This window comes from Streptomyces inhibens, from assembly GCF_022221585.1.
GTDB lineage: Bacteria > Actinomycetota > Actinomycetes > Streptomycetales > Streptomycetaceae > Streptomyces > Streptomyces inhibens.
On sequence record NZ_CP084681.1, the window covers coordinates 7460602 to 7475530 of the forward strand.

Consider the following 14929-nt stretch of genomic DNA (forward strand, 5'->3'; position numbering starts at 1 on the left):
TCAGCTGTTGGCCTTGTAGACCTGGCCCAGCTTGCACTTGCCGGACGTCGGCCCCTGGCGGTTGGGGTTCTTGATGAAGGTGCCGGAGACCGAGGCGGGCTGGGTCTGGCCGGCCGCCACCTGGACCGACGAGATCAGCGCGGAGCCGAAGGTGGCGCCGGTCTCGTCGGTGAACTCCACGGTGCCGTTGTAGGTCGCCGTGCCCTGGGAGTTGCCGTTGGTCACGCTCAGCTTGGCGCTCAGCGTGCCGGCCGCGCTGTCGACCTGGCAGTCGGTGATCCGGATGTCCGACTCGGGCGACGTGGTGGATCCGGCGGTCGGCGAACCACCGGTGGTGCCGCTGCTGGTGGTGCTGCCGGAACTGCTGTATCCGCCGCTGGTGCCGCTGGTGCCACTGGTGTCGGAGCTGTGACTGCTGCCGCAGCCCCCGCCGTGCGAATGGCGCGCGCCGGTCAGCGCGACGACCACCAGTGCGCACACGGCGACAGCGCGAACATGGCGAAGCTTCATCTGGATTTCTCCCCCGTTGTGATCGGCCGCCTACGTGAACGGCCGCTCGGTACCCCTCCGGGTACGCGTACCTATGCGCATACCGACACGCGTATCCGCTCGGTGATGCTCTTGACGATGCGCTCGCCGGTGTCGGTTTTTGACGAGCGCGCGTCAGGCTAGCAAGAGCGCGCCGGGACGCCGAATCCCGGCCGACGGGCGATTGTCAGTGGTCGATGTCAGGCTGAAATCACAGAGGATCCGCGAAGGGACGCGAAGGGAATCGCCATGATCACTACCGACTTCGTCCCCGGCTCCCCGTGCTGGCTCGACCTCGGCGCCCCCGATGTCGAGGTCGCAACGGCTTTCTACCGAGCCGTGTTCGGCTGGCAGGCCGAACCGCACGGTGACCACGCGGGCGGATATACCCTCTTCCGGCACGACGGCAAGGCTGTCGGCGCGGTCGGCCCGCTCACCGAGGACGGCGCCCGATCCGCCTGGACGATCTACTTCAACACCCCTGACGCGGACGCCACGGTCAAGGCCGTGGAGCAGGCGGGCGGCGCGGTCCGCTCGGCGCCGACCGAGGTCGGTGCGGACGACGGCCGGTTCGCCCAGCTCACGGACCCGCAGGGCGCGGAGTTCGCCGTCTGGCAGCCGGCGAGATACCCCGGCATCGAAGCCGCTGACGGGCCGGGCAGCCTGAGCTGGACGGAGCTCTACACCACCGATTCCGCCGCCGCGCAGACCTTCTACAAGACCGTGTTCGGCTGGAGCACCCAGGACATGCCGCTCCCCGGCGGTGGCGGCGGCACCTACACGTTGCTCACCCCCGCGAACTGCGGCGAGGACCGGATGCACGGCGGCCTCATGGGTGTCCCCGCGGATCTGCTCGGTCCCGGCGGGAAGCCGTACTGGCACCCGGTGTTCGGCTCCAAGGACTGCGACGCCACCGTCGGCCTGGTGAGCGGCAACGGCGGCACGCTCTCGATGGGCCCGGAAACCGCCGAGGGCGTCGGCCGGCTGGCCGTCTGCACGGACCCCTCGGGCGCGGAGTTCGTGGTGCTCACTCCGGAGGCGCCGCTCTGAGGCGGGCGTACGCGAGCGAGCGCGGGCGCTCGTTCTACCCGGAGGCGAACGCCGACCGCAGCTGCTTGCCGTTCACGATCATGACGACACCGATCAGAAGGGCTCCGCACACGCCCTGTTCAACTCTCAGCCAGACCGGAAAGGCGCCGGGCAGCGCAACGATGACCGCAATGGCCACCACCATGATGCCTGAGGCCAACCGCAGTCGGAGATAAGACCGGCTGTGGCCGCGGGCCGTCCGGGCGGCGAACGAGACCATGAGCAGGGAAGTGGCGGCGACGATGATCGCCCGGACCCCGACGGCGTCGGTCACCATGTCGGGATGGTTGCGCAGCAGGATGACGGCAACGAGGGTGAGCACGCTGAGGCCGGCATAGCAGCCGACGAGCCGCTTGGTGCTGCGGAACGCCTGCCGGGTGCGCGGATGACTCAGGTTCTCCTCGGAAACCCCGACGGGGTGCGCCCTGCGCGTGTTCATGCTGATCCTCTCTCCTTCTCGCACCGCCGCAGCGGCGAACTCCCGCCTCGCGTACGGCTGTTACCAGGATCCGGCCCGCCCGCCGCCCGTTCATCGTTCACCCGGACGAGACGCGGGCCGATCGATCTCAGGGACCTGCTGGGGGCTGCCCCGTAGTGGATCCGGCCCGGCGCTTCGAACGTGCCCCGCTCGGTGGCGCTCGAGGCGGTTGATCCCCCTTCTCTGCTCCCGAGGCTCGATGGCGTCCTGCTCGAACTCACCGCAATTACCGTCGCGATGACGTGTCTGACGCGTCTGACGTGTCTGACGTGTCTGATGTGTCTGACGTGTCTTCAGGGTCGAGCGGCGACTCCGAGTCCCTGAGAGGGCGTCGTCACAGCCGCGGGGGCCGTTGTCAGTGGTCCATGTGACGATCGATCGCGTACGGCCGGTGTGTACGTACCGACTACCGGCCCGGCTGCAGCACGCGAAGGGAACCACCCGTGAACCACACCACCCGCCTCGCCCTCCGCCTGGCGCTGAGCCTCGTCGACCCGGCCACCGCCGATGAGCTCGCCGAGCGGCTGCGCCCGGAGCTGCTGGATCTTCTCGCCGACCGGTTCGGGCTCCCGAAGGGCGTGGTCGAGGAGCTGTTGGGCGGGGACGCCGCGCAGATGCGGGCCGCGCTGTCCATCGACCCCGAGGAATGGCTCCTGGGGGCGGCGGAGCTCGGCGATCCGGTGGTCGGCCTGGCGCTGTGGCACGCGGTGTTCCGCGACGCCGAGGAGGACCGACGGGGCGCGATGATCAAAATCCCCGACCTGTTGGCGACGCTGCTGCACGCCGCCGACCTCGCGGATCCGCGCTGGTACGACGACGGCGGCCTGTTCCCGGTCCTCTACGAGACGCGCGTCGGCCGCTCTCTCGTCCCCATCCTCACCAGCGGATTCCCCGGGCTGAACGTCGTTGGCCTGGCCGTGTTCGGCGTGCATCTTCCCCCGCCGGCCGTCGTGGACGCCTGCCTCGGCCTTCTGGAGCTCTGGGGCAGCACCGAACCGTTCACCCGCTTCCTCGACCTGCTGGAGGACATCCCGACCCTGGATCCCGGGCATCCCTGGCTGCCCGATCTGCTGCGGCAGGCCATCGACGCCCCCGATCCGGAGTCCCTCCTGAGAGAGCACCGGCCCGCCGGGGAGTGGGCCGACCCCGACCACCTCCGCGCGCTGCTGGAGCTCCGCTATGGCGAGGGCCCCTCGGTGAAGCCCGACGGCCTCGACTGGGACCTGATCCGGCGCGAGCACGAACGACTTCCCTTGGGAAGGGCACCGGGGTACTCCGGCAACTACGGCCCGGGGCTGCTCCGGCTCACCCAGTGGGAGGGCTGCCCCGCCGACCTGATGAGGGAGAGCTTCCGCAACGCCCCCTATGAGACCGGCCGGTGCGCCGCCGAACTCTCCTTCGAGTTCCTCGCCGAAGCCGCGGCGCACGACATCCCCTTGAGCCACATCCTCCAGCGCGGCATCCGCGAGGGCTGGCTGCCCCTGCACCGGGTCCTGACCGAGATGACACCGGCGGCGGACATCCTGCGCGCGCTGCCGTACGACCACGAACCGACCCGCAAGGCCGTCGCCGACCTGGTGGACCCGCTCGGTGCGGACCCCGTCAACTGGCTGACGTACTACGACCGGATGCGGCGCTTCCCTCGTAACAGCGTCGCCGGGCTGATCGCGGACGTCACCGACCCGGGCTCCCGCAAGAAGCGCTGCACCAGCTGGCCACGGCCGCGGAAGGCGAACTTCCCGCCCGGCCACACCCCCGAGGCTTCCCGGGAGGCCTTCCTCGGGATGTTCGAGTGCGCCCCACAGGAAGTCCAGATCGCCGTCGTCCCGTACTTCGATCCGCTGGCCGTACAGCAATTCCTCCGGGAGGGGAACCCGTCCCCCGCCGTCCGCGACGCGGTGGCGGCCGCCCACGGCCTCCCGGCCCAGATGGCGATGGCCGCCGGACACGTCCGCGATGACAAGCTGGAGTACCTCCTCGATCTCGATGAACCGGCGGTGGACGCCCAGCTGTTCCGCCGTTTCTCCCTCGACCGGTCCGAGCGGGCGCGGCTGCTCGCCGGGCGGCTGCGCGGCGGCGGCACCCGCCCGGTCCCCGAGGAGCTGCTCGCCGAGCTGGACGACATCGTCGTCAGCCAGGACCGCGACCGGCTGCTGGCCGGCCTGGGATCCGGCGACCTGAGCGTGGCCCGCCGGGTCCTCGGTCTGCTGCGGCTCCATCTGCCGGCCAGTCGGCTGCGGCTGCTGATCGCGGTGTGGGAGCGCGGCGGGCCGGACGCCGTACGGGAGATCCTGGCCATGGACCGCCTCCCGGTCACCCTTCGCCGCCGGACGGAGAAACTGCTGGACGTCCCCGACGGCCTGGAGCGGCTGCGGGCCCGGCTCGTCGAGGAAGAGGCCCCGGACCGGCTTGCGGCGTATCTCATCAGGCCGGGCGACCGGCCCGAGAAGCGGCTGAACCGGCTCCTCAGCGAGGGCATGGAACCGCCCTGGTCAGCCCTGGTGGCCGCGCACCGCGCCGGCACGCTCTCCGCGGACCTGGTCGACGCGCTCGTGGAGGAGCGCCCGGACTGCCCCCGCGAGCTGTTGCTGGCAGGTCTGGGCAACGGCCCCGAGAGATGGGGAAGTTGGACGGATGCCGCCCTACGGAACGGATCACTCACCCTGGAGGACCTCCTCGACCACACAGCCCCCGCCGAGGCGGCCCTCGACCTCCTGCACCGGTACCGGTACGGGCATCCCGACGACCGGTTCCCCGAAGAGAAGTGGCGGCCGGTCCGGGCGCGGGTCGCGGCGCTCGCCCGGGAACATCTGGGCTCGGACGCGGAAGCCTGGTCCGTCTGCCTTCGCCTGCTCCCGACGTTCGCCGGCACCCTCCCCGAACTCGCCGCAACGGCCGGGGCGATAACCCGCGTTCCGGGCTGAGCAGCGGCTGCCGGATCCCTGAGGGAGCCTCAGCCACCGAGGATGCGTCGACGCAACCAGACCGTCCGGCGCGGTGTCCGCCCAGCGGCTCGTCCACTCGGCGCCAAGCCCCCAAAGCGGGTCCCACGGATGCCGCCGCACCCTCTCCTGATCGGCGTTCTTGCAGGTCAAGAGGGAGTGCGGCGGCATTCCCCGGTCAGATGTCCCGGAAGAGACCAGCGAGGCCCGTGACCTGCTGCGACGGACTCCTGTGCAGCGGTGACCTGCGTAAATGTCCTTTCGGCTGTTTCACGTTCATGCCCGTTGACACAGCCGGAAGTCCCAGAAAAGTCCCAGGGGACTCCCACGCCCAGCCATCAATCCTTCGGCTCCCTGCACGGTGGGTGCACGGGAAAGGTGTGGACTGGTGCTCGTGCCTCGCCGGTCTGCCCTGAACGAACGGCAATGCACTCTTCTCGGATTGCTTGCGGCCGGTGAGGATCACGGAGTTTGGGAGCCGGGTGAATGACGCTTGGCCTACGCGGACAGCCGCGCCGGGGGACCGCTCCCGGATGACGAGCGGATTCAGGGCCGCTGGCCGAGCCTGGGGCAGTCGTAGCAACGACGCCTGCGCGCTTCATGTCCCGTGTCGTCACACGAGGAAACGCGGCCATCGACGCGGTCTTCGCGCATCCCGAGCCAATTGGGAGCACTTCAGTCGAGTCTCAACGTCCCTGAGAAGTCCCAGAGGCACCGTCGCATCCCTCCTGACCTGCATTCGTGCTGGTCAGGAGGGATGCGACGGCAGTCCTCCGTAGGGCGCTCAAATATCCCGGAAGAGACCTGGTGGTCTCGCACCTGGCGGGATGGGTGCTCGCGGGGCGCTGACCGGACCGCGGGAATCGTCTTCGCCGTCGTGGCCGCACTGCCGCTGGGCTCCTGGGTCGCCGAGCGGGAGCAGGCCGACTCGCGCTCCCATCGGCGTTGAGTCCCCTGAGTGCGGTGTCCTTGCAGGCCGCAGCGCGGCGGGGTGGGGTGGTATGCCCGGGTGGGGGTGATGTTCCCGGATGTCTGTTGATCGCCCGGTAAGTGTTTGTTGATTGGCTTCAAGGACTCTGCGGCAGTCCGTAAACGGGGGCGAGACGAGGAGCGCGAGTGCTCGAAAAACGTGTCACGGTGACCGTGCACGCCTCAGACCCGCTTGGCCGGGCCGGAGTCGTGAGCCATTTACAACACCAGCCCTCCGTCGAGATCGTCGAGGACCAGGGCGGCGCGACGGCCAGGGAGCGGGCTGAAGAAGGAAGGGGGAAGGACAGCGGGGAGACGGTCGGGACCGTGGCCGTCACCCTCGTCGAGCGGTTCGACGAGCTCGCCGCGGCCGAGCTGCGGCGGCTCATACGCGGTGGCGACCAGCGGGTGGTGCTGATCGCCCGGGATCTGCGCGAACCGGAGCTGATGACCGTGGTGGAGTACGGCGTACGGGCCATTCTCTGGCGCCATCAGGCCACCCCGCAGCGGCTGTTACGAGCGGTGCAGAGCGCGGCGCGCGGTGAGGGCCACCTGCCGCCGGACCTGATCAGCAGGCTGCTCACGCAGGTGGGGCAGTTCCGGCGATCCGCGATGGCCTCCACCTCGGTCGCGCTGGTGCCGACCGTCGGCATGGCGCCGCGCGAGGTCGATGTGCTGCGGCTCATCGCCGACGGACTGGACACCAGGCAGATATCCGAGAAGCTCGCCTACTCCGAGCGCACCGTCAAGAACGTTCTGCACGCCCTGATGACGCGGCTGCAACTGCACAATCGCGCGCACGCCGTCGCCTACGCACTGCGAGAGGGATACATCTGATGAGCTCCGGAGCAGATGCGGAAGCAGGTAAGACAGCAGCAAAGACAGCAGCAAAGACAGCAGGTAAGACAGCAGGCGTCGCGTACCGGCGCCCCTGGGCGGGGGAGCGGGCATGATTCATGAGGTCGACGAGGCTTTGCGGCGTGTGCTGCGCGGAGGGGCTCTGCCGGACGGCGCGGGGGACGTCGCGTTCGAGGCACCGAACCGCGACTGGGCGGCGCGGCGCAACACCCCCACGCTCAACGCCTACCTCTACGACATACGCGAGAACGTGGCCCGCCGCGAACGCGGGGCGATCGCGCAGCGGGATGCGACCGGCGTGGTGGTGCGCAGACATCAGCCGCCGCGCTGGTTCCGGCTGTCCTACCTGGTCACGGCGTGGACCAGCCGCCCGGAGGACGAGCACCGGCTGCTGTCGGCCGCGCTGGGCTGCCTGCTCGCGCGAGAGACCCTGCCGCCGTCCGCGCTGACGGACGCACTCCGGGCGCTGGAGGCGAGCATCCCGCTCACGGTCGCGGTGCCACCTGCCGAGTCGCGCTCGATCGCCGACATCTGGTCCGCGCTCGGCGGCGAACTCAAACCGTCCCTGGATGTGGTGATCACCGTGCCCTTCCCGGTCACGCCCTCGTACGAGGTGGCGCCACCGGTCACGGAGGGCGCGGCGGTGGTGGTCCGGGGCGTCAACGGCCCGCCGGACGACTCCCGGCTCCGCATGCTCCGGTCCGCTCCGGACGCTTCGCCGTCCGGGACCGGCCATCGTGAGGAGGAGCGGTGAGCGGCACAACGGCGAGTGGTGCTACGGCGGTGGGCGAGGACGCGAGTGGTGCGCTGCTCGGACGGTTGGCGGGGCTGCGTGAGCGGGTCGCCGGACTCGTCGAGCGGCGCAGCGCCGGCGATCCCACGGCCTCGGACCCGCTGCGCGGGCTGTATGTGACCCCGGAGACGGCTCGACGGCTGGCCGCACAGCCTCCGGCGGTCGGTACGGGTGAGGCGCAGGAGGACGAGGCGTGTACGGGGGCGGCGGTGGCTGGGGAGCCGACGGATCGATCCGGGGCGCTCGCCCGGCGGTTCCGGCTGTCCGCCTTGGACCTGCGGATCCTCCTGGCCGCGCTCGCGCCCGATGTGGACCGGCGCTTCGAGCCGCTCTACGGCTACCTCAACGACGATGTCGGGCGCCGCCGCGCCACCGTCGCCCTGGCGCTGGATCTCGCGGGCACCGGCCCGTACGAGCCCGCGGCGCGCGCCCGTTTCCATCCAGCCGCGCCGCTACTGTCCGGTGGACTGCTCGTCGTCGAGGACGAGGACCGGCCGCTGCCCGGCCGCGCGCTTCGGGTGCCGGAGCGGGTGGTGGCTCATCTGCTGGGGCACGACGGCCTTGATTCAGAACTGTGGGGTGGTGGAGTGGAGTTGTTGCCGCCCGGGGAGAGGGCCGAGGAGCGCACGGACGGCGAAAGCGACGCGCGGGCGTTCTTCGGGCGGCTGGCCGCTCTCGCGGGTGAGCGGCCGATCGCCGCACATCTGCGGGAGCGCCGGCCCGGTACCGCCGCCGGGCCGGTGACCGACGTGCTGCGGGGCATCGGCCTGCCCGTGCTGCGGTACCGGCCTGACGGCCGCCAGGGCGACGGTACGGGGCCGGCAGGCGCGCTGTTGCGTGAGGCGCGGCTACGGCGGGCGGTGATCGTCGTGGGGCCGCTGCCGGAGCGGCCCGAAGGGCTCGTACGGGCGCTGTCGGGCCGGGACGTGCCGGTGGTGTTCTTCGGGGGCGAGCCGTACGACCCGGGGTGGGCCCCCGACGCGGGGCTGCTCGCGCTGGACGCGCCGGACGACGGGGTGGCGGCGGCCGAGCTATGGGGTGTCGAACTCGGCGCCATGGACGGCGACTTCGATCTCGGCGCGGCCGTTGCGCCGTACCGACTGGCTGCCGGGCAGATCCGCCGGGCGGCCCGTGCGGCCACCGCCCTCGCCGCCTTCGACGGTACGCCGCTGACCGCCGCTCATGTCCAGCGCAGCGCGCGCCAGCAGTCCGCCCCGCTGTTGGACCGGCACGCCCGGCGTGTCCGGCCCGCCGTCGGCTTCGACGGCCTCGTTCTGCCGCCCGAACCGCTGACTCTGCTGCACGAATTGGTGCAGCGTGCCCGGCACCGGGAGAAGGTGCTCGGCGAGTGGCGGCTGCGTACCGGCGGCGGGCGCGGCAGGGGCGTGGTCGCCCTGTTCGCCGGGGAGTCCGGTACCGGAAAGACGCTCTCCGCCGAGGTCGTGGCCGGTGAACTGGGCCTGGATCTCTATGTGGTGGAGCTGTCCGCGGTGGTGGACAAATATGTGGGGGAGACGGAGAAGAACCTGGAGCGGATCTTCTCCGAGGCGGACCGCACGGACGCCTTGCTGCTCTTCGACGAGGCCGACGCCGTCTTCGGCAAGCGCTCGGAGGTCAAAAGTTCACACGACCGCTACGCGAACCTGGAGAGCGCGTATCTCCTACAGCGGCTGGAGGCGTTCGACGGGATCGCCGTTCTCACCACCAATCTGCGGGCCAACATCGACGACGCGTTCACCCGGCGGCTGGATCTGGTGGTCGACTTCCCGTTTCCGGACGCCGAGCAGCGGATCGCGCTGTGGCGTTCCTGTCTGACGGCCACGCCCTGTGCGGACGATCTCGGACTGGACGTCTGCGCCAAGGAGTTCGAGCTGTCCGGCGGGGCGATCCGATCGGCCGCGGTGACTGCCGGCTATCTCGCCGCGAGCCGTGGCGGGCCGGTGTCGGCCGAGGACATACGGGCCGGATCCCGGCGCGAGTACCGCAAGATGGGGCGGCTGGTGCCGGACGCGTCGCCCTTGTGGGACTGAGGCACCGGGGACGGTGCCACCGGGACCGGACGGGCGATCCGCCGGCCGGTCCCGGCCGGTCCCGGACAGTCCTGCCCGGCGCTCACGGCCCGTCGGAGATCTTCCACTCCTGAACGTCGTTGGGCCCATCGGCGCACTTCCAGGTGATCGCACCCTTGTCGTTCTGCATATCGGTGAGGCACTCGTTGTTGGCCGTGTTGACGATGCGGGTGCGGCCGTTGCCCGCGTCCACCAGCCGCCACTTCTGGTGCGGGGGCAGTTTGCCCGACTCCAGGTTCTCCGCGGGAACGCCCTCGATCTGGACCTCGTTGGTGTTGACCTTCACGTCGACGACGCTGCCCGGGGCGCTGGCCGCCTCCAGGGCGACCGAGTTGTTCTCGGGGTAGTGATGGACGATCCACAATTGGTTGCGGCCGAACTGGTCCCCCGTCCACTGGGGGTTCTGGCCGACCTGGGTGCCGTCCGTCTGACCACCCTGGTTGACCTGGAGATACCAGCCGCCATTGGCGGCGTCCCGGATGGCCTGCGCCTTCGGGCCGTCGTCCTTCTTGTCGCCGCCCTCGGGATTCTCCGGCTGCTGCGGGGAAGCCGCGGGTTCGGACGGCGCCGGGGGCGCCGGTTTCTTGGGGGACTCGATCGGGCGTCCGGTCTGGCCGGGCTTCTCCTTCGCGCTGGTGGCCACCGTGGGCTGGGCCTTGAACCACAGCGCCACGAAGGCCAGCGCCGCCACGATCAGCAGCGAGCACACCGCCATCGCCCAGCGCGGCAGCACGGACGGCTGGAGGTAGGTGCCCCGCAGCTCGGTCGGTTCCGGCACTCCGGCGCGCAGCGCGGAGACGGTGAAGGGGTGCTTGCTGGTGCCGCCCACCCAACTGACCGTGGCAGGGCGGATATGGAGTTGCGCGAAGGCGGCGCGACCTGGGGCGACCTGGACCGAGCCCGGCTCGGCCTCGACGGTGAGGGCGTCGCCGTTCTCCCGGCCGGAGAGGGAGACCGTCAGCGGTTGGTTGCCGAGGTTGTCGACGGCGACCGCCGCTTTGGCGCGCCATCGGCCGCGTACGGCCAGTGGGACCAGCTCACAGCGGAGTTCGGTGAACGGCCCGACCGTGACCTGCCCCTCGACCACATCGCGGATCTCGGGGTGCTCGGCCGGCTCGACGCGGATACCGAAGGGCGTCGGCCCGGCCGCGGCGTCCGGTGTCCGCGGGGGCGCGAAGGTGACCTGCGCGGTGCCCTCGGCCCCCGGGTACAGCCGCAGTACGTCCGGCTCTACCCGCGTCCATCCCGCGGCGTCGCCGGCCGGCCGCAGCCGGTACTCCTCCACGGTGTCCCCCGTGTTGCGGATGCGCAGCCGTACGCTCGCGACGGCACCTGGGTCAACGGTGATCGCGGCCGGTTCCAGTGAAGTCCACATACTCACCCTGGCAGTCAACCCTTCCGGCGGGCGCGGGTCAGTGTCCGCAAGGGCAGAGCGGGGGCAGACCCGGGTGTACTGACGGCCCCGGGTGAGCGGACGGGCTTCCACCGCACGGCCGGTGCACCGGTCCCGGCTCGGGCCTCCCGCCTTCCGCCGTCCGCCAGCTCAACGCCCCGGCCGCTCCGGCCGGTTCACGCTTCCGCCGACCAGCGCGTACAGCGTCCGGTCGTCGACGGTCCCCGTCGCGAGCAGTCCGACCGACTTCTGGTAGTCGCGGATATGGGCGGCGGTGCCGTCGTCGTAGCGGGCCGTGCGCGGGGCCTCGCCGTCGTTGCGGAAGTAGTCGTTGCCCAAGGCCGCATACGCCCGGTCGCGCTTCAGGTCCCCGTCGCTGCCGGCTCGATGCGGGCCCAGCCCGCCGGCGCCCCCACGAGCGAGAGCCGGTACTCCTCGACCGTGTCCCCGGTATTGCGCACGCGCAGCCGGGCGGTGGCGCGGGAGCCGGGATCGACGCTCACGGCGGTCGGGTCGAGAGAGACATCACCACGTCATACCCGCACGCTGGAGCCACCTCCGCCGCGTCCCGCACCGGGACGACGGGGCCGGGCGGTCGGGGCGGTCCGGGGCCCATCGGGCCCACCACGGCGCCGCCCAGGTCCCATAGCAGCCGGGCGACGTCCGCCGCTTCGGCCGAGCCGCGCCGTTCCAGTACCGCCTGCGCCGACAGCAGGGAGCGGGGGGCCCGGTCCGGCTCGCCCAGAGCCAGCCGCGCGCGGCCGCGCGCGGCCTGCGCCGGCCCCCGGCAGAAGGCATCGCCCACCTCCCGTTCGATGGCGAGGGCTTGCTCGGCGCACTCCAGCGCCGCCCGCTCCCGGCCGCCCCCGGCCAGTTCGCAGTACGCGAGCCGGGCCCAGGTCAGCGCCTCCCGGCGCGGGACCCGCTCCAGGCGGGACTGTCGCTGCGCCTGCCGCAACTGGACCGCCGCCTGCCGCGGACGGCCGTCCCGTGGCAGCGCACAGCCGGCCTGGTACCGGACCAGCGCGAGCGTGCCGTCGCTCCCTGACTCCCGCGCCCGGAACGGCGCTTCATCGATGACCGAGTCGGCCCCGACGGGCCGGTCCAGCGCGACGTACGCGCCTTCCGTGTGCGAGAGGACGCGGATCACAGCGGCCCGGCCGCCGAGGGCGCCGAATCCGTCCCGCGCCGCCTCCAGCAGGGGCAGCGCCTCCGTCTCCCGGCCCATGGCCACGAGCACCACGCCCCGTTCGTGTGCGGCCTCGGCGCTGACCAGCGGGTCACCGGACGACTCGGCCGGACGCAGGTTCTCCCGAAGCGCGCACTCCGCCCGCCGGTAGGTTCCGGTGCCGTGCTGCGGGGCTCCGAGCAGACGCAGGGTGCGCGCCGTGGCCAGGTCGTCGCCGTGCCTCCGGGCGGCGGTCAGCGCGCGCCGGACGAGCGGTTCGAGGTCGCGGTGGCGCGCGGTGCCGCTGAGCGCATGTGACCAGGCGGTGAGGAGATCCACGGTGGAACTCATCAGGCCGGGTGTGGCGTCCAAGGACCGCTCCACGGCTGCGTACAGCCACGTGTGCGCGAGGTTCAGCCACTCGTGCGCCGCGTCGGCGTCGGCGAGCGCGCGGCCGGGGGAGTCCGGTTGCCGAAGCAGCTCCGGCATGATGCTGTACGGCCTGATCAGTCGCACCGCCGTCAGAACGGTGGCCAGCACATAGTCGAGGAAACGACGCTGTGCCGCAGCGCGCTCCCGCGGGCTGTCGTGCCGCTCGCCCAGCAGCCGCGCGAAGATCCCGACCAGATCGTCGTAGCGGTAGCGGTCGTCGCCGTGCAGCTCCACGAGCCCCGCGTCGACCAGCGCCTCGACCGCGGCCTCCGCCTCGTCGTCGGTGGTGTTGAGCAGCGCGGCCGCGGCGCCCCGGCAGAACGTCGGCATACTGCACAGGGCAAAGGCCCGGAAGGCGTGCGCGAGGTCGGGCCCGAGCGCCTCGTACCCGAGCCGGAAGGTCGCCTCCACGCCCAGGTCGCCCACGCGGAGTTCGTCCAGCCGTCGCCGCTCATCGCTCAGCCGGGCCACGAGATCGGCCATCGCCCGGCCCGGCCGGGCCGCCAGACGGGCCGCGATGATCCGCACGGCGAGCGGCAACCCGCCGCAGGCGGAGACCAGCCGGCGCGCGGCATCCGGATCGGTGGCCACCCGCCGCGCCCCCACGAGTGCCGAGAGCAGCCCCAGCGCCTCCGCTTCGTCCATCACCTCCACGTCGACACGGCGTGCGCCGGACAGCGCGAGCGTGCGCGCACGGCTGGTGACCAGCACCGCGCACCCGGGCGCCCCGGGCAGCAGCGGCCGCACCTGCGCGCCGTCGCGGGCGTTGTCGAGGATGACGAGCACCCGGCGGTCCGCGAGCAGCGAGCGGTACAGGGCGGCCTTCTGCTCCAGCCCGTCCGGTACCGCGCCCTCCGCCACGCCGAGGGCGCGCAGGAAGTGCGTCAGCGTGGTGCCGCTGTCGGCCGGTGTCCGGTCCGTGCCCTGCAGGTCGACATACAGCTGCCCGTGGGGGAAGCGGGGCCGTACGGTGTGCGCGACATGCACCGCAAGCGCCGTCTTGCCGGCCCCGCCGAGCCCGCTGAGGGTGGCCACCACTGGGGCCTGTCCGCCCGCGGCCCCGCACAGGACATCCTCCAGTTGCGCGACGGCCTCCGTACGCCCCGCGAAATCGGCGATATCGGGCGGCAGCTGCGACGGTACGTGCGGGGTCGGGGCGGTGAGCGGGGGGCGACGGGGAGGTGGTGCGGCATCGGCGGCGGGGCCGGGGCCGGGACGAGGACCAGGAGAATTCGCTGATCCCGCTGATCCCGCTGATCCCATCGACCTGGCCGCACCCTCTCGTAATTCCTCGGACAGTGCGCGGAGTTCGGGGCCCGGCTCGGCGCCGAGCTCGGCGAGGAGGGTGCGGCGGGTGGCCGTGTACACCGCGCGGGCCTCCGCCTGCCGGCCCTCGCGGTGCAGGGCCAGCATCAGCAGGGCCTGAGTGCGTTCGCGCAGCGGATGCTCGGCGGCGAATGCGCGCAGTCCGGCGATCGACTCGGCCATCGAGGCGGCGCGCCGGCCCGACTCCACCACGCACGCGAAGAGCTCCTCCTGGGCGGTGACACACAGTTCGGTGAGCCGGTCGCGCTGCCGCTGCGCGTACGGTCCGGGAAGCCCGGCCAGCGCCATGCCCTCCAGGAGCGCCAGCGCGCTCCTCAGCTGCTCGTACGCCCCCGCGAGGTCGCCCGCCGTCCGTAACCGGCGTGCGGTGACCAGCCGTACCTCGAACCTGGCCGAATCCAGCGCCCGGCCGGGCACCCGTAGCGCGTACCCACCGCCCGCCGACACCAACAGGCGCGCGGTCTGCCGGGGCCTGCGGTCCGGCTCCAACAGGGCGCGCAGCCGCGAGACGTACGTACGCAAGGTGCCCACCGCCCGCGGCGGCGGCTGCTCGCCCCACAGTGCGTCCACCAACTGCGGTACCGAGACCGGCCGACCTTCGTGCAGGAGCAGCACCGCCAGCACGGCGCGCTGCTGCGGCGGGCCGAGATCCAGCCGTCGGTCCCCCCGCCAGGCCCGCACCGGGCCGAGCACCTGGAACCGCAACCGGTCCCCCCGGCACGGCCGCGCAAGTTGAGCCGGCCTGCTCGCGCCCTCCGCGGCTGCCGAGCCCTTCGCGCCCTCCCTGCCCTCCGAGTCCGCTGTGTCCTCCCCCTCGTCCGCGTCGGCGCGCACTGCCTGCTCGCCTCCCTGCCCATGTCGCCCTGTGAGACCGCCCTTTTGGA

At 71.9% G+C, this 14929-nt stretch carries 11 protein-coding genes; 5 read left to right on the plus strand and 6 right to left on the minus strand.

The window, feature by feature from the left end; translation table 11 throughout:
- The gene (locus KI385_RS33575; RefSeq protein ID WP_238575814.1) at positions 1–510 is read right to left on the minus strand and encodes a hypothetical protein; all 510 of its coding nucleotides are present in this window, start codon (positions 508–510) and stop codon (positions 1–3) included.
- Between the two features lie 267 nt (positions 511–777).
- Here KI385_RS33575 and KI385_RS33580 point away from each other — a divergent pair, with 267 nt between their 5' ends.
- Positions 778–1578, plus strand: a complete 801-nt coding sequence (locus KI385_RS33580; protein ID WP_238575815.1) for a VOC family protein — start codon at positions 778–780, stop codon at positions 1576–1578.
- A 34-nt stretch (positions 1579–1612) separates the two neighbouring features.
- On the opposite strand, the gene KI385_RS33585 is transcribed toward KI385_RS33580, so the two are convergent.
- Entirely contained in the window at positions 1613–2056 is a 444-nt protein-coding gene (locus tag KI385_RS33585; RefSeq protein WP_238575816.1) for a hypothetical protein, read from the minus strand.
- A 482-nt stretch (positions 2057–2538) separates the two neighbouring features.
- Here KI385_RS33585 and KI385_RS33590 point away from each other — a divergent pair, with 482 nt between their 5' ends.
- From KI385_RS33590 to KI385_RS33605, 4 genes are all read left to right on the plus strand, one after another.
- The gene (locus KI385_RS33590) at positions 2539–5019 is read left to right on the plus strand and encodes a hypothetical protein (RefSeq protein ID WP_238575817.1); all 2481 of its coding nucleotides are present in this window, start codon (positions 2539–2541) and stop codon (positions 5017–5019) included.
- Between the two features lie 1134 nt (positions 5020–6153).
- Positions 6154–6843 (plus strand): response regulator transcription factor, encoded by a 690-nt coding sequence (locus KI385_RS33595; RefSeq protein WP_238575818.1) that lies wholly within the window; start codon positions 6154–6156, stop codon positions 6841–6843.
- Positions 6844–6955: 112 nt separating this feature from the next.
- On the plus strand, positions 6956–7618 hold the full coding sequence (locus tag KI385_RS33600; protein WP_238575819.1) for a Pvc16 family protein: 663 nt from the start codon (positions 6956–6958) through the stop codon (positions 7616–7618).
- Positions 7615–9687, plus strand: a complete 2073-nt coding sequence (locus KI385_RS33605; protein ID WP_238575820.1) for an ATP-binding protein — start codon at positions 7615–7617, stop codon at positions 9685–9687. The genes KI385_RS33600 and KI385_RS33605 overlap by 4 nt, the downstream gene beginning before the upstream one ends.
- An 82-nt stretch (positions 9688–9769) precedes the next feature.
- Here the strand turns inward: KI385_RS33605 and KI385_RS33610 are convergent, their stop codons facing one another.
- The 4 genes from KI385_RS33610 to KI385_RS33625 form a co-directional block, all read right to left on the minus strand.
- Positions 9770–11101, minus strand: a complete 1332-nt coding sequence (locus KI385_RS33610; RefSeq protein WP_342593534.1) for an RICIN domain-containing protein — start codon at positions 11099–11101, stop codon at positions 9770–9772.
- 168 nt (positions 11102–11269) lie between these two features.
- Positions 11270–11458, minus strand: coding sequence for a peptidoglycan-binding domain-containing protein (locus KI385_RS33615; protein ID WP_238575822.1), 189 nt, complete (start codon positions 11456–11458; stop codon positions 11270–11272).
- Between the two features lie 23 nt (positions 11459–11481).
- On the minus strand, positions 11482–11622 hold the full coding sequence (locus KI385_RS33620) for a hypothetical protein (RefSeq protein WP_238575823.1): 141 nt from the start codon (positions 11620–11622) through the stop codon (positions 11482–11484).
- On the minus strand, positions 11619–14879 hold the full coding sequence (locus tag KI385_RS33625) for an AfsR/SARP family transcriptional regulator (protein WP_238575824.1): 3261 nt from the start codon (positions 14877–14879) through the stop codon (positions 11619–11621). The genes KI385_RS33620 and KI385_RS33625 overlap by 4 nt, the downstream gene beginning before the upstream one ends.
- Between the last annotated feature and the right edge of the window lie 50 nt (positions 14880–14929).